The 21,303-nt window shown below is 62.2% G+C and carries 24 protein-coding genes and 1 tRNA gene; 9 read left to right on the top strand and 16 right to left on the bottom strand.

The annotated features are described in order from the left end of the window. Positions 1 to 165: 165 nt before the first annotated feature. Positions 166 to 242 (bottom strand) — tRNA-Met (locus tag EN749_RS01950). A 240-nt stretch (positions 243 to 482) separates the two neighbouring features. Between EN749_RS01950 and EN749_RS01945 the strand changes: the two genes are divergently transcribed. Further along, positions 483 to 1,448, top strand: a complete 966-nt coding sequence (locus tag EN749_RS01945; RefSeq protein ID WP_127317829.1) for a Gfo/Idh/MocA family oxidoreductase — start codon at positions 483 to 485, stop codon at positions 1,446 to 1,448. A 44-nt stretch (positions 1,449 to 1,492) separates the two neighbouring features. Here the strand turns inward: EN749_RS01945 and mnmA are convergent, their stop codons facing one another. Continuing rightward, on the bottom strand, positions 1,493 to 2,683 hold the full coding sequence (mnmA, locus tag EN749_RS01940; protein WP_128362459.1) for a tRNA 2-thiouridine(34) synthase MnmA: 1,191 nt from the start codon (positions 2,681 to 2,683) through the stop codon (positions 1,493 to 1,495). A gap of 288 nt (positions 2,684 to 2,971) precedes the next feature. Between mnmA and EN749_RS01935 the strand changes: the two genes are divergently transcribed. Next, positions 2,972 to 3,247: a DUF1153 domain-containing protein gene (locus EN749_RS01935; RefSeq protein ID WP_013529904.1), complete on the top strand. Its 276-nt coding sequence runs from the start codon at positions 2,972 to 2,974 to the stop codon at positions 3,245 to 3,247. A 62-nt stretch (positions 3,248 to 3,309) separates the two neighbouring features. Here EN749_RS01935 and EN749_RS01930 read toward each other — a convergent pair whose 3' ends face one another. Continuing rightward, entirely contained in the window at positions 3,310 to 4,236 is a 927-nt protein-coding gene (locus EN749_RS01930; RefSeq protein ID WP_128362458.1) for an NADP-dependent oxidoreductase, read from the bottom strand. A 90-nt stretch (positions 4,237 to 4,326) separates the two neighbouring features. On the opposite strand from EN749_RS01930, the gene EN749_RS01925 reads away from it, so the two are divergent. Next, positions 4,327 to 4,725, top strand: a complete 399-nt coding sequence (locus tag EN749_RS01925) for a helix-turn-helix domain-containing protein (RefSeq protein ID WP_023809911.1) — start codon at positions 4,327 to 4,329, stop codon at positions 4,723 to 4,725. Positions 4,726 to 4,811: 86 nt separating this feature from the next. Here EN749_RS01925 and EN749_RS01920 read toward each other — a convergent pair whose 3' ends face one another. Beyond that, on the bottom strand, positions 4,812 to 5,189 hold the full coding sequence (locus tag EN749_RS01920; RefSeq protein ID WP_013529907.1) for a flagellar export protein FliJ: 378 nt from the start codon (positions 5,187 to 5,189) through the stop codon (positions 4,812 to 4,814). 452 nt (positions 5,190 to 5,641) lie between these two features. On the opposite strand from EN749_RS01920, the gene ctrA reads away from it, so the two are divergent. Further along, entirely contained in the window at positions 5,642 to 6,337 is a 696-nt protein-coding gene (gene ctrA / locus EN749_RS01915; RefSeq protein WP_006203583.1) for a cell cycle two-component system response regulator CtrA, read from the top strand. Positions 6,338 to 6,439: 102 nt separating this feature from the next. Here ctrA and EN749_RS01910 read toward each other — a convergent pair whose 3' ends face one another. Beyond that, positions 6,440 to 6,844 carry a response regulator gene (locus EN749_RS01910; RefSeq protein WP_127268016.1) on the bottom strand — a complete coding sequence of 135 codons (405 nt, stop codon included), beginning with the start codon at positions 6,842 to 6,844 and terminating at the stop codon, positions 6,440 to 6,442. A gap of 239 nt (positions 6,845 to 7,083) precedes the next feature. Next, the gene (locus tag EN749_RS01905) at positions 7,084 to 7,713 is read right to left on the bottom strand and encodes a histidine phosphotransferase family protein (RefSeq protein WP_024504504.1); all 630 of its coding nucleotides are present in this window, start codon (positions 7,711 to 7,713) and stop codon (positions 7,084 to 7,086) included. A 391-nt stretch (positions 7,714 to 8,104) separates the two neighbouring features. Here EN749_RS01905 and EN749_RS01900 point away from each other — a divergent pair, with 391 nt between their 5' ends. Continuing rightward, a complete protein-coding gene (locus EN749_RS01900; protein ID WP_245463604.1) occupies positions 8,105 to 8,641 on the top strand; it encodes an EipA family protein in 537 nt (178 codons plus the stop codon). Positions 8,642 to 8,831: 190 nt separating this feature from the next. Next, on the top strand, positions 8,832 to 9,968 hold the full coding sequence (locus EN749_RS01895) for a hypothetical protein (protein ID WP_128362457.1): 1,137 nt from the start codon (positions 8,832 to 8,834) through the stop codon (positions 9,966 to 9,968). A gap of 91 nt (positions 9,969 to 10,059) precedes the next feature. On the opposite strand, the gene EN749_RS01890 is transcribed toward EN749_RS01895, so the two are convergent. The 6 genes from EN749_RS01890 to EN749_RS01865 form a co-directional block, all read right to left on the bottom strand. Further along, a complete protein-coding gene (locus EN749_RS01890; RefSeq protein WP_128362456.1) occupies positions 10,060 to 10,875 on the bottom strand; it encodes an RNA methyltransferase in 816 nt (271 codons plus the stop codon). A gap of 164 nt (positions 10,876 to 11,039) precedes the next feature. Next, positions 11,040 to 11,384 carry a metalloregulator ArsR/SmtB family transcription factor gene (locus EN749_RS01885; RefSeq protein ID WP_023809905.1) on the bottom strand — a complete coding sequence of 115 codons (345 nt, stop codon included), beginning with the start codon at positions 11,382 to 11,384 and terminating at the stop codon, positions 11,040 to 11,042. A 152-nt stretch (positions 11,385 to 11,536) separates the two neighbouring features. Continuing rightward, positions 11,537 to 12,316, bottom strand: a complete 780-nt coding sequence (locus EN749_RS01880) for a HugZ family protein (protein WP_128362455.1) — start codon at positions 12,314 to 12,316, stop codon at positions 11,537 to 11,539. Positions 12,317 to 12,347: 31 nt separating this feature from the next. After that, positions 12,348 to 13,529, bottom strand: a complete 1,182-nt coding sequence (locus EN749_RS01875; RefSeq protein ID WP_128362454.1) for a CaiB/BaiF CoA-transferase family protein — start codon at positions 13,527 to 13,529, stop codon at positions 12,348 to 12,350. Positions 13,530 to 13,535: 6 nt separating this feature from the next. Next, the gene (locus EN749_RS01870) at positions 13,536 to 14,297 is read right to left on the bottom strand and encodes a 3-hydroxyacyl-CoA dehydrogenase (RefSeq protein ID WP_127267375.1); all 762 of its coding nucleotides are present in this window, start codon (positions 14,295 to 14,297) and stop codon (positions 13,536 to 13,538) included. A gap of 61 nt (positions 14,298 to 14,358) precedes the next feature. Then, entirely contained in the window at positions 14,359 to 14,895 is a 537-nt protein-coding gene (locus tag EN749_RS01865) for an N-acetyltransferase (RefSeq protein WP_127317843.1), read from the bottom strand. Between the two features lie 29 nt (positions 14,896 to 14,924). Between EN749_RS01865 and EN749_RS37550 the strand changes: the two genes are divergently transcribed. After that, the gene (locus EN749_RS37550; protein ID WP_164748917.1) at positions 14,925 to 15,089 is read left to right on the top strand and encodes a hypothetical protein; all 165 of its coding nucleotides are present in this window, start codon (positions 14,925 to 14,927) and stop codon (positions 15,087 to 15,089) included. A gap of 77 nt (positions 15,090 to 15,166) precedes the next feature. Next, positions 15,167 to 16,159, top strand: a complete 993-nt coding sequence (locus tag EN749_RS01860; protein WP_127809492.1) for a glutathione S-transferase family protein — start codon at positions 15,167 to 15,169, stop codon at positions 16,157 to 16,159. A 1-nt stretch (position 16,160) separates the two neighbouring features. On the opposite strand, the gene EN749_RS01855 is transcribed toward EN749_RS01860, so the two are convergent. After that, positions 16,161 to 16,655, bottom strand: coding sequence for an NUDIX domain-containing protein (locus tag EN749_RS01855; protein WP_127809493.1), 495 nt, complete (start codon positions 16,653 to 16,655; stop codon positions 16,161 to 16,163). A gap of 53 nt (positions 16,656 to 16,708) precedes the next feature. Here EN749_RS01855 and EN749_RS01850 point away from each other — a divergent pair, with 53 nt between their 5' ends. Further along, a complete protein-coding gene (locus EN749_RS01850) occupies positions 16,709 to 17,632 on the top strand; it encodes a metallophosphoesterase (protein WP_127317849.1) in 924 nt (307 codons plus the stop codon). Here EN749_RS01850 and EN749_RS01845 read toward each other — a convergent pair. From EN749_RS01845 to EN749_RS01835, 3 genes are all read right to left on the bottom strand, one after another. Further along, entirely contained in the window at positions 17,616 to 18,233 is a 618-nt protein-coding gene (locus tag EN749_RS01845) for a hypothetical protein (protein WP_127397201.1), read from the bottom strand. The genes EN749_RS01850 and EN749_RS01845 overlap by 17 nt on opposite strands. A 113-nt stretch (positions 18,234 to 18,346) precedes the next feature. Then, the gene (locus EN749_RS01840; RefSeq protein ID WP_128362460.1) at positions 18,347 to 19,150 is read right to left on the bottom strand and encodes an alpha/beta fold hydrolase; all 804 of its coding nucleotides are present in this window, start codon (positions 19,148 to 19,150) and stop codon (positions 18,347 to 18,349) included. 198 nt (positions 19,151 to 19,348) lie between these two features. After that, complete coding sequence (locus tag EN749_RS01835; protein WP_128362453.1) at positions 19,349 to 21,124, bottom strand: hypothetical protein; 1,776 nt, start codon at positions 21,122 to 21,124, stop codon at positions 19,349 to 19,351. Between the last annotated feature and the right edge of the window lie 179 nt (positions 21,125 to 21,303).

Raw genomic sequence — 21,303 nt, 5'->3', positions numbered from 1 at the left:
GAGGGATATTGCGCTTGAATTTCTGGTCGCCCGGCTTGCCGACCAAATAACGGATTTTCGCCACGTCTTCCATCCCGAAAAGGTACCAGAGAAAGGGACCTGCTGCGAGAGAAAACACGTTCAAAACCAGCTGCTTGCTGAGATATCAACCCCTTAGGGAGGGGCTGGTAGCGGGAGAGGGACTTGAACCCCCGACCCCAGGATTATGATTCCCGTGCTCTAACCAACTGAGCTACCCCGCCAGGGCGGCGAAAGGCCCGAAATCCGCCTCAAATCGAAAGGCATGTCGGGGGCGTTCGCCAAGGTCGCGCGGATATAAGGTTGGGAGGGTGAGCCTGTCAAGCTTCGAAGCAACCGGCTTGCCGGCTTATCGTCATTATCGAAAAGCTTTGCCACGCGGACATTTGGTTGCCGCCGCCGGGGTTGAGTTCGAAGGGGCACGTCGCTATGTCTCGGCCACGAGTTTTTAGAGTTTGAAACAGATGAAGCCGCGCATAGCAGTCCTCGGTTGCGGATACTGGGGCAGCAACCACATCCGCACTCTCAAGGCGCTCGGCGCGCTGTACGCGGTCTCCGACACCAACCGGGCCCGCGCAGAAGGCTTCGCCAGCGAGCAGGACTGCCTGGCGATCGAGCCGGACCAGTTGTTCGTGCGTGACGATATCGACGCCATCGTCATGGCGCTGCCGCCGCAATTCCATGCCGACCTTGCCGTGCGTGCCGTCGCGGCCGGCAAGGACGTGCTGGTGGAAAAGCCGATCGCTCTGACTGTGGCGGATGCCGAGCGTGCGGTGCAGGCGGCCAAGGACAATGGCCGCGTCTTCATGGTCGGCCATGTCCTGCGGTTCCACCCTGCCTTCGAGACGCTGAAAGGGCTGATCGACAAGGGCGAACTCGGCGAAGTCCGCTACATCCACTCGCACCGGCTCGGCCTCGGCAAGTTCCACACAGAGAACGACGCGCTGTGGGACCTGGCGCCGCACGATCTGTCGATGATCCTGGCGATCACCGGCACAGAGCCGATCGAGGTGCGCGGCGAGGGGGCCGCCCTGCTCGACAATCTCAGCGACTTCGCGCATCTGCACATGCGCTTCCCCAACGGCCTGCGCAGCCATCTCTTCACCTCGCGTCTCAATCCCTATCGCGAGCGGCGGCTGACCGTGGTCGGCACCAAGGCGATGGCGGTGTTCGACGATGTCGAGCCATGGGAACGCAAGCTTGCCGTCTACCGCCATGCAGTGTGGCAGGACAGCGGCCAATGGGCCTTCACCACCAATGAGCCATCCTATGTCGCGGTTGCCCAGGGCATGCCGCTGACACGCGAGCTGGAGCATTTCATCCAGTGCATCGAGACGCGTGCCGAACCGCGTACCAGCGGCGAGGAAGCGATCAGGGTGCTGCGCATCCTGACCGCCGGCACGGTCACCCACACCAAGTCGAATTCCTGAAGCGCGGATTATTTATTCGGCGGGAATCTTATTCGGCAGGTATCTTATTCGGCAGGTATCTGGGCCGGCCTGGCGGCAAGCCGGATCAGCATCGCCTCGGCCTCCGCGCCACGCTGCGAACGCTCGATGAAGCCGCCGCCGAACACGCGAGCTTCGTTGCCGTCATCGGAGTAGAGCACGCAGGCCTGGCCCGGCGCGATGCCGGATTCGCCGTCGACCAGTTCCACCCATGTGGCACCGGCACGATGATGCAGCACGGCCGGGCGCGGCGGCCGCGTCGAGCGGACCTTGGCGAACAGCTCCAGCCCGCCTGCAGGGACGTCTGTGAGCGGTCCGTCGCCCAGCCAGTTCATATTGCGCAGATAGATCTTGTGCGTCTCCAGCGCCTCGCGCGGGCCAACCACGACGCGAGCGCGGTCGGCATCGAGGTGGACGACGTAAAGCGGCTCGCCGGAAGCGATGCCGATGCCGCGGCGCTGGCCGATCGTGTAGCGCAGGATACCCTCATGGCGGCCGAGCACGCGGCCGTCGATGTGAACGATGTCGCCCGGATTGGCCGCAGTTGGCTTCAGCTTGGCGATGATGTCGGAATACTTGCCCTGCGGCACGAAGCAGATGTCCTGGCTGTCCTGCTTGGCGGCAACCGCCAGCCCCATCTCCTCGGCGATGGCGCGAACCTGAGGCTTCGACAGGCCGCCGAGGGGAAAGCGCAGATAATCGATCTGTGCCTGCGTGGTGGCGAACAGGAAATAACTCTGGTCACGGTCGGCGTCGACCGGCCTGTAGAGCGCGCGGTGGGCGCCGTTGGCGCCGGAACGGATGTAGTGGCCGGTGGCCAGCGCGTCGGCGCCGAGCTCCTTGGCGGTGGCCAACAGGTCGGCGAACTTCACCGTCTGGTTGCAGGAAACGCACGGGATCGGCGTCTCGCCGGCGACATAGCTCTCGGCGAAGGGATCGATGACCGCCTTGCGGAAGCGTTCCTCGTAGTCGAGCACATAATGGGGGATGCCGAGCGTCTCGGAGACACGGCGGGCATCGTCGATGTCCTGCCCGGCGCAGCATGAGCCGGCCCGGTGCGTCGCCGCGCCGTGGTCGTAGAGTTGCAAGGTGACGCCGACGACGTCGTAGCCCTCGCGTTTCAGCAGGCCTGCGACGACAGAGGAATCGACGCCGCCCGACATGGCGACGACGATGCGGGTGTTTTCGGGACGTCCGGGAAGATCGAGACTGTTCATGATGCTTTCGTTCTGCGCGGCGCCTCAATGCCAATGTCGAGAATATAGGTCAAGCTTTACCGGCGCGCCAGCGTGCAGGGCGATTCACCGGTTGCGGCCGATCTCCGCCAGGTGATGCATTTTCCCCGGCAAATCAGCGTTTGCGGGCAGATGTTTCAAATGCCGGCGAAAAGACTAACGCGGCGTTCATGATCCTTACCTAGTCATTAGGGTCTGCTTAGGCAATTTTTAAAGCTGTGGCGGTAACGTGGCGGGGATTGGGTCTTTGAGTTTTTTGTAGAGAGTACGATGACCGATCTGGTTAGACCGAGAGTCAAATATGTTATCGGGCCTGACGGCAGCCCTCTTACGATTGCCGATCTGCCGCCGACCAATACACGTCGCTGGGTTATCCGGCGTAAGGCGGAAGTGGTTGCGGCCGTGCGCGGCGGGCTTTTGAGCCTGGACGAGGCATGCCAACGCTACAAGCTCACCACCGAGGAATTCCTGTCCTGGCAGGCGTCGATCGACGAATATGGCCTTGCCGGGCTGCGCACGACACGCATCCAGCAATACCGGCACTGACATTGCGAATTTAGACGAAGGGCGCGGCTAACCTCGCGCCCTTCTGTTTTCACCGTTCCCGCTCAGAGCGATAGCACAACCTTGCCGATCGGCTTGGTGGCGAGGAAGGCGTGAGCGGCCCCCGCCTGGTCCAGCGGGAAGCTCTTCGCCACATGGACGGCGAGCTTGTTGGCATCGATCAACCGAGCCAGTTCCACCAGGCCCTCCCTGTCGGGAACGACGGACATACGCTCGACCCGAATGTCTCGCGCGCCGGCCTGGGTCCTGGTGTTGTCGCCGACATCGAGCAATGACACCAAAACGCCGCCACGCCTGAGCACCTTCAGCGAGCGTTGGGCGTGGTCGCCGCCCATTGGATCCAGCACCAGATCGATGTCGCGAACCTGATCGGTGAAATCGCCCTTGGTGTAGTCGATGACCTCGTCGGCGCCGAGTTCGCGGACGAAATCGAGCTTGCCCGGGCTGACCGTGGCGACAATGTAGGCGCCGCGCGCCTTGGCGATCTGCACCGCCAGATGACCGACGCCGCCGGCTCCTGCATGGACCAATATGCGCTGCCCCGATTTCAGCCCGCCGTGGCGAACAAGCCCTTGCCAGGCGGTGAGGCCGGCCAGCGGCAAGGCGCCTGCCTTAAGGTGGTCCGCGCTCTTCGGCTTCAGTGCGATTTGATCGGCAGGCACGGCAGCCAGCTCGGCATAGGCCGCCGCCTGCTTGGGGAAGCGCGGCATGCCGAACACCTCGTCGCCGATCTTGAAGCCGGTGACGCCGGCGCCGAGTGCTTCGACAGTTCCCGAGATATCCCAACCCAGGATGTAAGGCGGCTCGCCGAGCAAGGGGTAGTAGCCGGCACGGACGGCGCCGTCGACCGGATTGATGCCTGCGGCCTTGACGCGGACCAGCACTTCGCCGGCCTCTGGCGTGGGATCCGGCTGATCGGCGATGACAAGGACGTCGGGTCCGCCGACGGAATTCTGGATAACGGCACGCATTGAGATGTCTCCTGCTTGGTTGGTGCCACTATCATTTGGATAGTAATATCCCCTTGTCCAGTATGTACCTTCCTGATATATACGCACCTCATGGATAGTGAAGATGATTGCGGTTTCGGCTATGACGCGTTCCGGCGAACGTGCCCTTCGCACACCGTGCTGGAGATGCTGGCCAGCAAATGGGTGTATCTGGTGGTTTGCGCGCTACGCAAAGGCCGGCTGCGCAATGGCGAGCTTGCCCGGAAGCTCGAGGGCATCACGCCGAAGATGCTGACGCAGACGCTGCGGGTACTCGAGCGCGACGGCCTGGTGCGGCGCGAGATTTTCCCGGTCATTCCGCCGCGCGTCGAATATGAATTGACCGAGCTCGGCCAGAACCTGGCGGGGCTGCTTACCCAGATCAGGTCATGGGCGGAGCAGCATGCGCCGGATATCAAGGATGCCCGTGCAAGGGCAATTGCCGAGAGTGAAGGGGATTGGGCCGCGTAGGGCGGGTTCATTTTTCCCGCCGGAGCCGCAAGCCGCGACAATGCGCCAGCCTGATGGCGAGCGTTGGTGCGGCAAACCGCCAGGTCTTAGCCGATCATGGCGCTGCGGCCACCGACTTCGGCTTCGCGGATCTTCGTGTCGCGCGATTCCAGCATTTCCGCCTTGGAAAGCTCCGCTTCAGCTTCGCCGAGTAATGATTCGGCGGCGCTTCGCTGCTGGGCGAGGTCGCTTTGGGAATTCCTGAGGTTGTCGCGGCGCAGGCGAGCCGCCTTGGCGAAGGTCGGATAGGCGAAATGGTTGATGTCGGTGATGCCGGCCTTCTTTTCCTCGGCGGTGATCTGAAGCTCCAGCTCGACGGCCATGCGTTCGAACTCGGCGATCATCATGTCGAGCTGCAGCAGCTGCCGCCGCTTCTCATTCACCTGAAACTGTTTCAGCCGAACGAGGTTTTCACGTGACTTCATGATTCGGTACTCCCGGAAACGCACACCCGCACTTATCGTCCAAACCACCTGGGAACGCCCAGGCCGCACCCGTGTCCACCGCCTTTCCCCGAACTATGGGAAACAAAACCCTAAAGTTTTTTGCCGGCGGTAACCATTCGTTTACGGGCATTGTTAATCATACGGGTCAGGACTTAAGGCCGGGTAAAAATTCCGGCCACCGATGCGGAAGCGACGTCGATGAGTCCCTGGAGTCGCTTAGTCCGGGTTTTTAATGTGTTGCATTAGGAATTTGGTTCTGAGATTCGTTATTAGATTCAAGAGGGTGTAGAAAGAGGTTAAAAAATCTGGTACCGTCATGGACGGGAAATTAGGATTTGTTAACCATTCAATGGCAGCCTCTGCACAAGGCAACCACTGCTCCGGGTCCGGACGGGTCGTGAAATGGTCCGGCAGCAGAAAAGGGGAATGAAATGCGTGTTCTGCTGATAGAAGATGACAGTGCAACCGCACAAAGCATCGAACTGATGCTGAAATCGGAAAGTTTCAACGTCTACACGACCGATCTCGGGGAAGAGGGCGTCGATCTAGGCAAGCTCTACGACTACGATATCATTCTTCTCGATCTCAACCTGCCTGATATGTCGGGCTACGAGGTCTTGAGAACGCTTCGCCTTTCCAAGGTCAAAACACCTATTCTCATCCTCTCCGGCATGGCCGGCATCGAGGACAAGGTGCGCGGCCTCGGCTTCGGCGCGGACGACTACATGACCAAGCCGTTCCACAAGGATGAGCTGGTTGCCCGCATTCATGCCATCGTGCGGCGCTCCAAGGGCCACGCCCAGTCGGTCATCACCACCGGCGACCTGGTGGTCAACCTAGATGCCAAGACCGTCGAAGTCGGCGGCCAGCGCGTGCACCTGACCGGCAAGGAATACCAGATGCTGGAGTTGCTTTCGCTGCGCAAAGGCACCACGCTGACCAAGGAAATGTTCCTCAACCACCTCTATGGCGGCATGGACGAGCCTGAGTTGAAGATCATCGACGTCTTCATCTGCAAGCTGCGCAAAAAGCTCGACGCGGCATCGGGCGGTCAGAACTACATTGAAACGGTCTGGGGGCGCGGCTATGTGCTGCGCGAACCGGAAGACATTCGCGTCAGCGCCTGAGCGACGAATCGATCGAATCTTTTCCATAAAAAACCCGGCTTCGGCCGGGTTTTTGCATGACGGCTGGTAAGGGTCTGTTTTGGGCTGCCGAGCAGGAAACCGTCACGCACTTTTTCTGGAATTGCTCAAGGGTACCGAATCAGGTGCGCTCTTCAAGGTGCGAAAGCGCTCGAGCAGCTGCGGGCGGTTGAACGGCTTCAAGAGATAGCCCTGGGCGCCGGCTCGCTTGGCCCGCATGATCGAAGCAATATCGAGCTCGACCAGGGAAATCAGGATCTGCGGCCTTATCGGGCTCTCCATGGCGCGGACGCGACGGATGAGATCGACCGCCGGTACGTCAGGCAAGGCGCCATCGACGACGATGATGTCGGGCATGTCGGCGGCGCACATCTCCAGCGCGTCAAGTCCGCTGGCGGCCTCGATGACAATCATTTCGGAGCCGCCCAGGATGCGTTTTGCAACCTTCCTGATGACGCTTGAATCGTCGACGAACATGCAGCGTTTCATTTCCGGGTCCTCTTTGCCTTCTGGCAGTCCGGTAGCGTCGGGGGCATCCAGGACGCACCATAGGCCAATCTGGTAAAGAAGCCGAAAAGGCGTTAGGTAAAATTTTTACAAAGATAGGCAGGTGCCTACTTTTATTCGCGAATGCTTTGGCGCTGCCTGGACGACCAGACGCATCTCAAGTCGATGAGCTGGAATTACAGATTTCAATGTAGAAATACTTCGCTTTATCGGCTGCGCAATCAGGCCGCAGAAAGCACGATTTCTTCCGGCGTCGCGTGGATCGATATCGTCATGCCGGCTTCGCGCGCCAGAAGCAGCGTGTAGTAGGGCTGCACGGAATGCGCGTCGATCGGTTCCTCCGGCTTGTGGCCGGAATGCAGTTCGAGGAATTTCGGCGGCACACGCAGCATCGGGCCAGCCGACGCAAGCGCGAAACGAGGTTCGGTCTCAAGATTTTCCAGCGTCACGGAAAGCTTGCCGCCGCGCGGAATGGCGGCATTGGCGACGAGGATCAGGTTGAGCAGCAGCTTGACCTTGTTCTTGGGCAGCAACGCGCGGGGCCCGTTCCAGGTCAGTTCCGGCTTTTCGTTCTTGAGGAAGGCGATGGCGACCGCTTCGGCATCGCCGGTATCGATCAACATGCCGGCCGAGCCGGCGGCACCAAAGGCGATGCGGGCGAACTGCAGGCGGGCCGAAGCGTTGCGGGCGCTCTGACGGATCAGCTTCATGGCGTCCTCGTCGGCGCCGCCTTCATCAAGCAATTCGAGCCCGTTGTTGATCGCGCCGACCGGCGAGATGATATCGTGGCAGACCCGGCTGCACAAAAGCGCTGCCAGATCGGGTGCGGAAAGGGTGAACAGATCGGCCATCGGCGAAAAATCCCTGCAAAATCTCACAACTCATGGCCGGGCGATCGATCGTCGCCTGCCACACGAATCACACACTCTCTCCTCGGGCTTTCTGAATACACAGCGCCCGTGCGTGCAGCAACAAATCCAAATTGTGGTTGTGGCAAATGGCGTGTTGACGCAGGCTGCCGGCCCCACTTGAGCGACCCCAAACAGCCTTCGAACCGCCATGTTCATGTGTGAGCTTAATGGTTGAAAAAGGATTACGGCATAGTTTGCCCCTAACAGTTACCCTTAACGGCCGGCTAAAAGAGCCGTACGGGGTGCGAGGCGTCGGCGAAGGTGCTCCCTGACGGAGATTGGAAGCATGTTTTCCCGATACTACGACCGGAGCTTTCTCCGTGTCTTCTCAATGGCGGTCACGCTCCTGGGCGTTCTCGTCTTCTCGACTTCAACCCTGCGGGCCCAGGAATACACCGCTCAGGAGATTGTCGATTCCGGTCACAAGTTCTTCGGCGCGACATCGGGCGGGCTCGCCACGGTCGTCGAGAAGATTTTTGCTTCCTACGGCCTGCCCAACGGCTATCTGCTGGGCGAAGAGGGCTCGGGCGCGCTGATCGGTGGCCTGACCTATGGCGAAGGCACGCTCTACACCAAGAATGCCGGCGATCACAAAGTGTTCTGGCAAGGCCCATCGCTCGGCTGGGATTTCGGCGGCGAGGGGTCGCGGGTGATGATGCTGGTCTACAATCTCGACGATGTGGGCAGCCTCTACAACCGCTATGGCGGCGTCGCCGGTTCGGCCTATGTGGTGGCTGGCGTCGGCTTCAACGTGCTGAAGAACAACAATGTGGTTTTGGTGCCGATCCGCACCGGTGTCGGTGCCCGGCTTGGCGTCAATCTCGGCTATCTGAAGCTTACCGAGCGCGCCACTTGGAATCCGTTCTAAGCTGAAGTCCTTGGCTGTCGTTGCCCAAAACCGGGACCGCTTTTGGGTCGACATGCATTAAACTCGTGGCGTTGCGGCAAACCCTTGCCGCAACGCTGGATTTCCGCCATGTCAACGTGGCACAGTCAAAGCGCTCCATGCGCTTTTGGTTTATCTGGTTTGATGCTTACCGGCCACAACGGGTAGTCACTTGGTCCAGTCGGTCCTGTTCTTCGTCCTCGGCTTTCTCTGCGCTGGCTTTCTGGCGCTCATGGTGGCTCCGGCCATATGGCGTCGTGCGGTCACGCTTACACGCAGACGCGTCGAATCCTCGATCCCTCTGACGCAAACCGAAATCCAGGCGGACAAGGATCGCATCCGCGCCGAATACGCCATGACGACGCGCCGCCTGGAAATCAGCGTCAAGGCGTTGCGAGAGAAGACGGCCGAACAACTGGTCGAGATCAATCGCGGTCACGAGGCCATGAAGGGCCTGGCGGTCGAGCGGACGGACAAGAACCAGGCGCTGACCGAGCTGGGCGCGAAGAACGAAGCGCTGCGCCAGCGAGAGGGCGAGTTGCAGCAGCTTTCGGAGCGGCTGAAGGAAACCGAGCGCAAGCTGGAAAAGCGCGCACTTGAGCTGCAAAAGCTGGAGCGCATGTATGACGACGCCAGTTTTTCCTCGAGCAGCCGGCAGATCGAGCTCGTGGCGCGAGAGTCCGAAATGCAGAAACTCGCCAGTGACATTGCGATGCTGCGTGGCCAGCGCAAGGAAGCCGACAGGCGCGGCCAGGAAATCGCGGCCGAAAGCAAGGCCGCGCGGGAGGCCCTGAAAGCCGAGAAGAAAAGGACCGCCGAGCTCGACAAGAAGGTCGAGCGGCTGCTGGCCACACTTGCCGATCGCGAAGACAAACTCGACCGCCGCCAAAAGGAACTGGCACGCATGCGCGAAAGATCGAAATCCGAAGACAGCGCGCCAGCCTTGCGGCTGGTCGGCAAGGGCGGCGATGTCGCCAGGAGCGATGACTTGGACAAGGCAATCGCCAAGCTCGACAGTGACCGTGAGCAGCTCGAGGCGAGGCTGACGGCGCTGGCGCGCGAGAACAAGCGGCTGAAGGCCGACCTCACCGCACTGGCCGCGTCCAAGGCCACGGACAGCAGCTCCGCCTTGCGCGAGCAGATGAACGCGCTGGCGGCGGAGGTCGTCCATCTGACGGCGAAGCTCGAGGGGCCTGGTTCGCCGATCGCCAAGGCATTGGCGGTACCGTCGGACGCCCGCTCCGGCAACGGTGACCGCAGTCTTGCCGACCGCGTGCGCGCGCTGCAGAAGGCTGACGCGACAAGCTGAATCAGGCCTCCTTAGAGCATTTCACCGTTTCACGGAAACGGCGAAATGCCCTAACTCTTTGCTTTGACGCAATTCTGGACGGAAAACCGCTTCACACTTTTCCTGGAATTGCTCTAGCCGAAAAATGATGCAGCGCGATGGCTGAAGCCGCGGCGACATTCAGGCTGTCGAAGCCTTCCGCCATGGTGATCCGCACGTTGCGCAGGCTTGCGAGCAGGTTGCCCGGCAAGCCTTCGCCCTCGGTGCCGAGATAGAGCGCCAGGCGCTTGCTGCGCTGCGCATCGCGGATGTCGGTCTTCCCGCGTGGCGACAGCGCGAATTGTTCGAAGCCACGTCGGGCGAGCATCGTTGTGAAGCCGGCGGTGTCGGAGAACGATGCGAAGGGGATCTTGAGCGCGGCGCCGACCGAAACGCGGATCGCCTTGCGATAGAGCGGGTCGCAGCATGTCGCATCCAGCAGAACCGCGTCAGCGCCAAAGGCGGCGGCATTGCGGAAGATCGAGCCCACATTGTCATGGTTGGCGATGCCGACGAGCACCACGACCAGCGCCCGAGGCGGCAAGCCGTCGAGCAGGTCTTCGGCCGGCTGCGGCTCTCCCTTGCGGCCAATGGCCAGGATGCCGCGATGCATGTGAAATCCGGCGATAGCGTCCATCACCGCGCTGGTGGCGACATAGACCGGGAGGTCGGCGGGCGCCTTGCTCAGGATGTTGTCGAGACCTGCCAGCCGGTTTTCCAGGACCAGGATCGATTCGGCGGCAAAGCGCCCGGTCGAGAGCAGCAGGTCGAGCACCACCTTGCCTTCGGCGACGAAGCGGCCTTGCCGGCCGGCGAGGTCACGCTCGCGAATGTCGAGATAGGCAACGACGCGCGGATCTTGCGGGTCGTCGATGCGAATGGGATCCATGCATTCCTCGCGACCGTCGCATCGGCCCGAAAATCCGGACCGCTTCCCGGCGCTCACCTTGTTTGGAAAGCACGATGCGACAATTCGGGACAATCAGCCAGCTCTGTACGCCCCGGATGGGCGCATGTCGCTCTGAAATCGCCGGCGAGATCGGCGCTATGTGGTCAGGTTCCAGCACGGCGCAAACGGTGCGCCATCTGGGACAGATCATCCTTGCCGCTGCCGAAAATGCCGTCCAGCATGACAAGTAGTTCTCGCACGGCGTCGGATTTGCAGGAGTAGTAGATCATCTGCCGGTCGCGGCGGGTCTCGACTAGGTCGAGCGCCCGCAACTTGGCGAGGTGCTGGGACAGGGCGGATTGGCTGAGCATCACCTTCTCGGCAATGGCTCCAACCGACATCTCACCTTCGGCGAGGTAGCTCATGATCAACAGTCGCTTCTCATTGCCCATCAGCATGAGAAACTCTGCCGCCGATTCGGCGTTCACGATTAGCTTTGTCGAGACCATCGATCCCCCATGCTTCCTGTTCATCCCGACGCCATGGGGGCAATGGCGTCTGATTCCATAAATTCACTTGTCGATCGGCACTGGCGATTCAGCGTCACCAAAAGGTAGAGCATTTCACTTAAATCTCAAGTGTTGCTTTTGGTCCAGCATAATTAAGTCTCCGTCCCGGCGTCAACAATGGCTCGGCCGGCCTTGCCCATATCGACCAGAACGTGCCGCAATTCGCCTGCCGCAGCCAAAGGTTGTGGGTAGGGGACCCGGCAAACATCGTCGCCCAACACCAGGTCCATGCCATCGGCATCGAATCCGGCAACACTCCAGCCGTTTCCGGATACTTTGGCGAAATGCTGTGCGTAAACGGCGATCGCGTCGAGATGGTCGGCGTTCATGTGGTCGATGGCGGATTGTTCGCGCGCCGCGAGTTCCTCGACGATCGGTCCGCTGGCGAGCAAATCCGATCGATCGAGCTGATAGGCCTTGCCGAAGCCGCCGTTGAGGCTGGCGCGTTGCGGATCGAGGCGAAAGATCGAAAAGTCGCCGAGACCGGCGTAAAGTTTCGCCTTGGGATTGCGGTTGAGATAGCGGCGCTCGGCGCGGGCGTGTTCGCCTGATCCGCGCTCAAGCCGTGCCGCCTGGCAGATCAATGTCAGGCGCGGGTGCGCCAGCGGGTCGCCCTTGCCCGGTTCGCCGAGCAACAGGGAACAGCGCGGATCGGCAAGCAGGGCGCCGGTGTGCGCCGAAAGCATCGACACCAGGATCAGCGGCGCGCCATCGATGTCGGTGGCCACGCCGACCCTGCTGGCCAGCGGCGAGCCGGTTTGCGGTTCGATCACCGCCAGGGCGCCAAAGCGGGCGCTGCGCAGAAGCGTCTTCGCCAGCCGGATCGCTTCGGCGTCCGTCTCGCGGATCACGTCCTTTTTCGGCTCGTCCAAGGCAGCACCGCAGTAAGTTGATCTTTCTTCTCTAGTTATCGTTATCGGTCAGCAAGCCGGATTTGACAAGGCCGTCGATCTCGGCTTTCGCAAAGCCGAAACGTGCCAGAATTGCCGATGGCGACAAATCCTCATTGCCTGGCATAGTGGCCAATGTCGGTTGCGAGCTCGAGAAACGCGGCGCGGGGGCCGGGCGCTCAAATGCACCTGTCGCCACAGAGGCGTTGCGTGCCCGATTGTGCGGGTGGTGCTTCGCCTCATGCAGCGACAGGACGGGTGCAACGCAGGCATCGGTTTGCGCGAACAGCCGGTCCCAGTCGTCGCGTGGTTTCTGCCGGATCCGATCGGCAATGGCGGCGCGCATCGGCGGCCACAGGGCCTTGTCGTACTGGCCGGACGCAAAGCGCCCGTCGAGCGGCAGCAGCCTGGCGAATTCGGCGAAGAATTGCGGCTCGAGGCAGCCGATGGCGATATGGAGTCCGTCCGACGTCTCATAGGTATCGTAGAACGGGGCGCCGGAATCGAGCAGGTTCGCGCCGCGCTTGTCGCTCCACAAGCCGGCCGCCATCAAGGCGTGCAGGGGCAGCGCCAGCATCGAGGCACCGTCGACCATCGCGGCGTCGATGACTTCACCCTTGCCCGTGCGCGAACGTTGGAACAGGGCGGCCAGCACGCCGGCAATCAGCATCATGGCGCCACCGCCATAGTCGGCGACAAGGTTGAGCGGCGGGACGGGACGGCTGCCGACATGGCCGATGGCGTGCAGCACGCCGCTATAGGCGAGGTAGGTGATGTCGTGGCCGGCGCGGCCGGCGAGCGGGCCGTCCTGGCCGAAGCCGGTCAGACGGCCGTAGATCAGCGCCGGGTTGCGCGCCAGCACCGTTTCGGGGCCGAGGCCAAGCCGTTCCATGACACCCGGGCGAAACCCTTCGAGCAACATGTCCGCCTTTTCGGCAAGGCGCAGCAACAGATCGGTGCCTTCACGGCGCTTCAGGTCGAGGCGCAGGAGGGCGCGGCCATGGCGGTCGATATTGTACTCATCCGGCAGCGACAGGAGCTCGCTCGTCCCCGTCCGTTCGATGCGCAATAGTTGCGCGCCCATCTCCGACAGCATCAGGCCCGCCAGCGGCACCGGTCCGAGTCCGGCCATCTCGATCACCTTCAGCCCGGTCAGCGGACCGGTTTTAGCGGCAGCGGACAGGCCGGCGTTCATGACCTTCTATTTCGGCGCCATGCGGATGGCGCCATCGAGACGAATGGTCTCGCCGTTCAACATCTGGTTCTCGATGATGTGCAGGGCGAGAGCGGCATATTCGGACGGTTCGCCCAGGCGCGACGGGAAAGGCACGGCGGCGCCCAGCGAATCCTGAACCTCTTGCGGCATGCCGGCCATCATCGGCGTCTTGAAGATGCCGGGCGCGATGGTGCAGACGCGGATGCCGGAACGGGCAAGGTCGCGCGCCACCGGCAGCGTCATGCCGACGACGCCGCCCTTGGATGCCGCATAGGCGGCCTGGCCGATCTGGCCATCATAGGCGGCAACCGAAGCGGTGTTGACGATGATGCCGCGCTCGCCGCCCTGCAGCGGCTCGAGCTTCGACGCGCGCTCGGCAACGAGGCGGATCATGTTGAACGTACCGATCAGATTGACCTCGATCACCTTGCGATACTGATCAAGGGGGTGGGGACCATCCTTGCCGATCGTCTTCACGCCGATGGCGATGCCGGCGCAGTTGACCAGGATCCGCGGCTCGCCAAGCTTGGCGGCTACGTCGGCGAGCGCAGCGGTTCCGCTGTCGGCGCTGCTGACGTCGCACTGGACGGCAATACCACCGATCTCGGCCGCGACCTTGGCGGCGCGGTCAATACCCACGTCGAAGATGGCGACGCGGGCGCCCTTGGCGGCCAGCGCGCGCGCCGTTGCCTCGCCAAGGCCGGAGCCGCCGCCGGTGACGATCGCGATCTGGCCGTTGGGGTTCATGACGTCATCCTTTGATCTCAGGAACAGTGGGACGGATCAGGCGCCAGATCGACGGGAAAGGTCAAGCCATCGCGGCGACAGGATCGGCCACCCTGGCCTGATCGGCGTGGCAGACCTCGCCCAAGAGCCTGGCGACCGCGCCCGGCGCGATCTCGTGCGACAGCAGCCGGTCGAGATCGACGGGGCGCGGCATCGAAATCTGGCCGCGCGGAATCCGCTTGAAACCGAGCGGCCCGTAGTAGGGTTCGTCACCCACCAGCATGACAGCGGGCGCGCCGGCCTTGGCGGCGGCCTCCAGCGCGATCGCCACCAACCGGCGGCCGATGCCGAGATTCTTGAAGGCCGGCCGCACCGCGAGCGGCCCGAGCATTAGCGCGCGACCGGCACCGGCGGCGATGCGGGTCATGCGCACCGAGGCGACGACGATGTCGCCATCGACGGCGACAAAGGACAACGAGCGCTCGTGCCCTCCGGCCTCACGAATCTTGTAGGCGGCCAGCACAAAGCGGCCGGGCCCGAAGGCTTCGTCGTTGATGGCTTCGATCTCGGGGTCGTGCGCCGGGGTTTCCGGCAGGTATTTCACGTCGGCAAGGCTCATGGTCTTTGCGTTCCGGTAAGGAGGAAAGGTTGCTGCAAACGGCAGCGTTCGCCAGTCAGCGCTTCATCAAGCGCGGGCGCCCTTTCGTCGTCGGTAAAACCGGATCGAAGCAAAATCGAACATGCGGATTGTCCGCTAGCATCAATTTCCCGCCGCTGCAATCGGCCGTTTTGTTCGTCATTTCCGCCAAGTGACGGTCTGTTCAGCACCTGACGTCTTCGACAGGGCAGCCTTGCGCCTACATCAACCAACAGGACGCAAGGAGATTTGTATGGGAATGCTGGTCGAAGGAAGGTGGCAGGACCGCTGGTACGATACAGCGGACAATGGTGGCAGGTTCGTGCGGACGCAGTCGCAATGGCGCGACTGGGTCACCGTTGACGGGGCGCCTGCCGAAGGCCGGACGCGTGGTTTCAAGGCCGAGCCCGGCCGCTATCACCTCTATGTCTCGCTTGCCTGTCCGTGGGCCCACCGGACGTTGATCTTTCGCGCGCTGAAGAAGCTGGAAGGCGTCATATCGGTGTCGGTGGTGCATCATTTCATGGGCGCCAACGGCTGGACGTTCGTGGCTGAGGACGGCGCCACGGGCGACATGCTCTATGGCCTCGACTTCCTGCACCAGATCTATGCCAAGGCCGATCCCGCCTATTCGGGCCGGGTGACTGTGCCGGTGCTGTGGGACAAAAAGGAGCAGACCATCGTCTCCAACGAGTCTTCCGAAATCATCCGCATGCTGAATTCAGCCTTCGACGAATGGGGCGACGCCAGCCTCGATTTCTATCCGAAGGCATTGCGCGGCGAGATCGATCGCATCAATGCGCTGGTCTATCCCGCGGTCAACAACGGCGTCTATCGCGCCGGCTTCGCCACCACGCAACGCGCTTATGAAGAGGCGTTCGGTGAAGTGTTCACAGCGCTGGATGCGCTGGAGGAGCGGCTGTCGAAGCAGCGCTATCTCGTCGGTGGTCCTATCACCGAGGCCGACTGGCGGCTGTTCACCACGCTGGTGCGCTTCGATCCGGTGTATGTCGGCCACTTCAAATGCAATCTGCGCCGTATCGCCGACTACCCGAACCTGTCCAACTATCTGCGTGATCTCTACCAGGTGCCTGGTGTGGCCGGGACGGTGAACATGCATCATATCAAGGCGCACTATTACGGCAGCCACCAGACGATCAATCCGACGCGGATCGTGCCTGTCGGACCGGATCTGGATTATGCCGCATGGCACGACCGGGCGCGCTTCGAGAAAGCGGCAGCCTGATCTACCAGTAGGGCGAGGGCTGCTCGCCGTCAAAAACCTCGGCGATCCGGCGCAGCGTCGCCGGCGTCGTGCCCTGCGGCAAGCGGTCGAGCGGGAAGAAGCCAGCTTCGGCGATTTCGTGATCCGGCCGCTTCGGCGCCGTCTGGCTGAAATGCTCGAGCAAATAAAAGCCGACATGGTCGCGGCGGCTGGAGCGGCGGTTGAAATGCATCGATTTGAACACCGGCGGGGCGGTGAGAGCGATGTTGCCTTCCTCGGCCAGTTCACGGGCCAGTGCCTCGTTCATCGTCTCGCCGACTTCGACGCCGCCGCCGGGCAGCTGCCAGCCTGGTACGTAGGTATGGCGAATGAGGAAGACGGACCTGGACGCCCTGTCGTGGATCAGGCCGCGCACGCCAAGCGTCATCGGCCTCCGCAGCACGAAATAGAGATGGAACAGCCTGGCCCTCAAACCTGGCCAGCCGGTCTGGCGGAAGGCATCTTCAGGGCTCGTCATTGATAGCGAAACCGTGGGTGGAAAGCCGTGCGCGGGTCGCCTATGAAGGTTGTATGTTCAGGCTCGCGCATATTTCCGATGTCCATCTGGGGCCGCTCCCCGATGTATCCTATCGCGATCTCGCCTCCAAGCGCGTGCTCGGCTATGTCAACTGGCAGCGCAACCGCCGCCGCCATATGCATGATGCGGTCATCGACACGATCGTCGCCGACATCAAGGCGAACACGCCTGACCACCTCGCCGTCACCGGCGACCTGGTCAATCTGGCGCTCGACGGCGAGATCGAGATGGCCAGGCACTGGTTGGAGACGTTAGGGCCGGCGCATGATGTTTCGGTCGTTCCGGGCAACCACGACGCCTATGTGCCAGGCGCCTTCGACAAGGTCTGCCGATCCTGGGCGGCGTGGATGAGCGGCGACGGCGTCAACACGCCGGTCGATCGCAACGCATTTCCCTATCTGCGCGTGCGCGGCAACGTCGCACTGATCGGTGTCTCGACGGCGCGCGCCACGGCGCCCTTCATGGCCAATGGTTTCTTCATGGAGGGCCAAGCGAAGCGGCTCGGCAAAATCCTCGGGGATACCGCCGGACAGGGGCTGTTCCGCGTCATCATGATCCATCATCCGCCGGTGCGCGGTGCGGTCCCGCAGCACAAGCGGCTGTTCGGCATTGCCCGCTTCAACAAGATCATTCGTCGCCACGGCGCCGACCTTGTGCTGCACGGCCATTCGCATCTGCCGTCGCTGTTCTTCATAGGCGGTCGCGGCGTCAGGATCCCGGCGGTCGGTGTCGCTGCCGCCGGCCAGGCGCCGGGCGGCAAGAACCCGGCGGCGCAGTACAATCTGTTCGACATTGACGGCGAGACGGGCAATTGGCGGATCCGGCTGACACGGCGCGGCCTGACCGGGCCGTCCATACCGCCATCCGATCTGCAGACGGTGGAGCTTGGCGCCGAGGCCGCTATGGCCGCAAATTGACAACCATGGCCACGATGCGGTCCCAGAACAGGACGACCGACACCACAAGGCCGACCAGTGCGCCGGCAGCGATCAGGCCAAGCCCGGACAGAAGGGCCGACCAGCGTTTGCCGCGCTCCGCTGCGCGCAGCGGCGGTTCGGCTTCCGGCACATAGGCACGTTTCAGGCCGGCGACGGCGGGTTCGACGCCGCCTTCCAGCATCCTCTGACGCTCGACGATGCGCTCGGCGACATAGCGCGTCACGGAATCGGCAACCGGCTTCATCTCGGTGGATTCGGCAAGCACCACTCGGCCGATACGGGTGTCCTTGAGGAAGCGATAGGTCCGGCGGTCGCGCCCCATGGCGACATGGCTGATGGCGTCGATCCACAGGCGCGGCTGCAAGCCGGACGAGACGACAAAGTCGAAATTGTCCATGTCGGCCGGAACATCGGCAAAAACCGGTGCCAGTTCGGCGGCGAGCAGATCGAGACGCATGCGATGCGCCTCGCGCATGTCGACGACGACGTCGTCGCGGTCGGCGAAGGCATTTTTGACATCACGGATGGCATCGGACAGTTTCTTGGACTGGTCGATGGTCTTCTCGCCTGCTTCCTTCATCGGCGTCTGCCTCGTAGGTTTGGTTAACACCGGGTTAACACAGCCGCCGGCGAAATGCACTGGCGAGATCGACGGCCCGGGGTGTCCAGGAAGGTTGTCGTGCGCGAAAAAGGTCAGCTGGCTGCGGCGGCAAATTTCTGGCGGTGTGGCCTGGCGCGACGATTGGTGTTCCGGCGAATGATCTCGGCAACAAGGTCGGGGGCTTCCTCAGCCAGCATATGGCCGGCCTCCAGCACGTGGTGCACGTGAAAATGCGCCGGCAGGACATCCGCCTGGGTAAAGGGCAGCACCGCATCGCTGATTCCCCATGCCACCATCACCGGCATGTTCAGTCCATCGAGGCGATCGTGCGGGATGACGCCTTGCCGACCGTCCACGGTCATGGCGGCTGCGATCTCGACGAGCTTTTCGAGTTGGCCGGGTCGCCTGCGCATTTCCCAAAGGGTGTCCACCGTATGTTCGAGCGGCGGGGCTGAAGGTCCCGACATGACGGCGAGGCAGGAGCGGATCTCGGACCGATCCGCGGCTTCGGCATAGCGGCGCAACAGCGGTCCATTGATTTCGGGGCCAAGGCCGCCCGGCGCCAGAAGCGTCAGCGAGGCTATCTTTTCGGGCTCGGCCAGCGCCATCAGCGCCGCCACGGCACCGCCCATCGAGTGGCCCACGAGATGAACGCGCTTCAGGCGACGCTCCGAGAGATCGGCGAGCACGGCCTTGGCTGCCACCCTGGCGGGACCGGCGGCGGGAAAATCGAGCGACAACCCGTGCCCAGGCAGATCATAGGCCAGCGTATGCGTGGAAGGCGTCAGGGCGGAAATCACCTCGCGCCATACATCATGGCAGCCGCCGAAACCGTGCAGCAGGACGATGGCCTTCGAGCCAACACCCTCTTCGGCGGCAAAAAGTGATGCGGTCATGAAAGCTGATTTTTTGTTATTGCAGAATGCGCGACACCCAATGGTGGCTGAATTGCTCCTAGTCCAACGTGATGACCAGTAAAATTTTCGCGATTTGTACGGTTGTGTACAGAACTTGGCGACCAATCGGCAATCGGCGATCGGAGCGCAGGAAATCCATCGGGACGCGGCACAGCCAGTACGCGGACGTCGATGGTGTCAGCTTGGGCTGCCGAGCCCGGCAGCGCGGAGTGCCTGGACCAGCCGGTCGGTCAGGTCGGCCGGATATTTCCGCTCGACGAAAGTCGCCCGCGGATCGGCGGCAAATTTGGGGAACTCGGTGGTCAGTTGTTTCAGCAGCGTGCTCACCAGATGATCCTGTCCGGCAGCCTTGGCGCCGATCAGCCGCGCCGCCAGATAGTGTGATTTCGTTGCCGTCGTTCTCAGGGCCATGCTGGCTGCGACCGCCTTGTTCATGTCGCCGAGCATGAGCTCACCGACGAACAGCCCATAATCCCACCATGTCGGGTGCCCGCTGAAGGTCTCCGCCGCATGATCGAGGATCGGCGTTCCCTCAGCATATCGTCCGGCGAAGATCAGCCCGTAGCCGTAAGCGGCGGCCATGCCGAGATCGTAGGGATTGAGTTCATAGGCCTTGCGCATCCAGCGGATCGCTTCGTCCGTATTGCCGAGGCGCGAACTGACATAGCCGTAGGAGCGATGGGCATAAGGGCTGGTCGGACCCATCTGCACGCCGCGATGGGCAAACTCGACGGCTGTCTCAATCGTCGCATTGGGCGGATAGGCGTAATGATCGGACACCGCCTCGAGATGCAGGGAAGCAAGTTCCGAATAGACGAGCGAGGACTTGGTTCCACCATTGGCCAGCTTCTCGAGGCAACGGTAGGCTGCCTCATGGGTCCTGGCGTTCTGGTCGAGGTAATATTTGCCGTTGAGCAGCAGACATTGCGTCAGACCGTTTGGCGTGCCGGTCTGCTCGATATAGTTGTAGATGGTGCCGGAGGCGGGGAGTGCCGAGCTCAGCATGTCGGCGATACGGTCTTCGACCGCGGCAGGTGCGCTGTCGGCGGGGGTGAGATTGCGCGATAGAAGCACCCGTCCGGACGCCATGCTTTGCAGTTCTATGGTGATGTCGCCCGCGTCCGGTCCAGATAGGACGTCGAATATGAAGCTCGTCGCGTCGTCGGCCGGATCGCCGACGGTGTCGCGGCCGATGAAGTCGATCGTATCGAAGCCACTCAGGCCGGCGCGCAGCGATGCGGCGACACGGCTGGCGTCGGGGCCGTCAGCCTTCAGTCCGATATAGACTTGCGGCAGAGCGTCAGCCCTTGCCGATGCCGTGATGCTTGCGGTTGCGCCAGCGATCTCCGGCATTGCCGAGATGTCGCCGCCTGCCAGCAAGGCAGTGCTGCCCTGGCGAAGGATCAGTACGCCCAGCATGGCGATGACCAAGGCGATCGCCATCCAGAAAAAGCGGAGATGGCGCGCCACCGAGGGGGCAGGCGAAGACGGTACGGAAGCCAGAGACATCGCCTCCAGCATGCCCGTGCCGGCTTCGTTTGACCGATCGGTGGATGCGGCGCCGTCCAGCCTGAGTTCGGGAACAGACTCGGCAATATCCGGCAGGCGGATCGCGTTCAATTCATAGGCAGGAACATAGCCGCCGCGCGGAATGGCGATGCGGACCGGCTCGGCAATTCCCTCATTGGCAAAATAGTGCTGCAGAAGCTCGCGCAGCCTGCCTGCCTGCACACGCACCACGGCATCGGTGGACGGATCGAAGTCGCCGTCCTTGCCGAAAACATCCATGGCAATGGAAAAGCCCTTGAGCCTGTCGGCTTCGCCGGCCTGTTCACGTTCGACAAGATAACGCAGCAGCTTGCGCGCGCGTTCGGATCGGCCGAACGTTTGGCTGGCAAGCAGTCGCTCCAGTGTCTCGCGCACTGCGGGGGCGGCAGGCGTGGCATGCTGCAAGTGTCGATCCTCTCGAAGTCGGCACAGGTTGAGGCGCGATCATATAGGTCCCGCACCACCACACAAGTATACACCCCGTTATGCGATCACGTACCCACCGGATAATTCCGCGGTGGTTAATGGCCCGAAAGATCGGAACCGATCACCAGGTTGGGTGGGTTCCGATCTTTGTTCCCGTC

The organism is Mesorhizobium sp. M7A.F.Ca.ET.027.02.1.1 (assembly GCF_004022985.1).
GTDB lineage: Bacteria > Pseudomonadota > Alphaproteobacteria > Rhizobiales > Rhizobiaceae > Mesorhizobium.
This window is presented reverse-complemented; position numbering and strand designations above follow the sequence as displayed.

Coding starts and splice junctions, on each gene's coding strand:
- EN749_RS01930 (WP_128362458.1), bottom strand. CDS start 4,236: ATGCGTGCCGTTATCCAGAATTCCGTCGGCGGACCCGACGTCCTTGTC.
- mnmA (WP_128362459.1), bottom strand. CDS start 2,683: ATGAACAGTCTCGATCTTCCCGGACGTCCCGAAAACACCCGCATCGTC.
- EN749_RS01890 (WP_128362456.1), bottom strand. CDS start 10,875: ATGGATCCCATTCGCATCGACGACCCGCAAGATCCGCGCGTCGTTGCC.
- EN749_RS01945 (WP_127317829.1), top strand. CDS start 483: ATGAAGCCGCGCATAGCAGTCCTCGGTTGCGGATACTGGGGCAGCAAC.
- ctrA (WP_006203583.1), top strand. CDS start 5,642: ATGCGTGTTCTGCTGATAGAAGATGACAGTGCAACCGCACAAAGCATC.
- EN749_RS01885 (WP_023809905.1), bottom strand. CDS start 11,384: ATGGTCTCGACAAAGCTAATCGTGAACGCCGAATCGGCGGCAGAGTTT.
- EN749_RS01840 (WP_128362460.1), bottom strand. CDS start 19,150: ATGACCGCATCACTTTTTGCCGCCGAAGAGGGTGTTGGCTCGAAGGCC.
- EN749_RS01900 (WP_245463604.1), top strand. CDS start 8,105: ATGGCGGTCACGCTCCTGGGCGTTCTCGTCTTCTCGACTTCAACCCTG.
- EN749_RS01920 (WP_013529907.1), bottom strand. CDS start 5,189: ATGAAGTCACGTGAAAACCTCGTTCGGCTGAAACAGTTTCAGGTGAAT.
- EN749_RS01855 (WP_127809493.1), bottom strand. CDS start 16,655: ATGACGAGCCCTGAAGATGCCTTCCGCCAGACCGGCTGGCCAGGTTTG.
- EN749_RS01935 (WP_013529904.1), top strand. CDS start 2,972: ATGACCGATCTGGTTAGACCGAGAGTCAAATATGTTATCGGGCCTGAC.
- EN749_RS01845 (WP_127397201.1), bottom strand. CDS start 18,233: ATGAAGGAAGCAGGCGAGAAGACCATCGACCAGTCCAAGAAACTGTCC.
- EN749_RS01910 (WP_127268016.1), bottom strand. CDS start 6,844: ATGAAACGCTGCATGTTCGTCGACGATTCAAGCGTCATCAGGAAGGTT.
- EN749_RS01875 (WP_128362454.1), bottom strand. CDS start 13,529: ATGAACGCCGGCCTGTCCGCTGCCGCTAAAACCGGTCCGCTGACCGGG.
- EN749_RS01870 (WP_127267375.1), bottom strand. CDS start 14,297: ATGAACCCCAACGGCCAGATCGCGATCGTCACCGGCGGCGGCTCCGGC.
- EN749_RS01850 (WP_127317849.1), top strand. CDS start 16,709: ATGTTCAGGCTCGCGCATATTTCCGATGTCCATCTGGGGCCGCTCCCC.
- EN749_RS01905 (WP_024504504.1), bottom strand. CDS start 7,713: ATGGCCGATCTGTTCACCCTTTCCGCACCCGATCTGGCAGCGCTTTTG.
- EN749_RS01865 (WP_127317843.1), bottom strand. CDS start 14,895: ATGAGCCTTGCCGACGTGAAATACCTGCCGGAAACCCCGGCGCACGAC.
- EN749_RS01860 (WP_127809492.1), top strand. CDS start 15,167: ATGGGAATGCTGGTCGAAGGAAGGTGGCAGGACCGCTGGTACGATACA.
- EN749_RS01925 (WP_023809911.1), top strand. CDS start 4,327: ATGGATAGTGAAGATGATTGCGGTTTCGGCTATGACGCGTTCCGGCGA.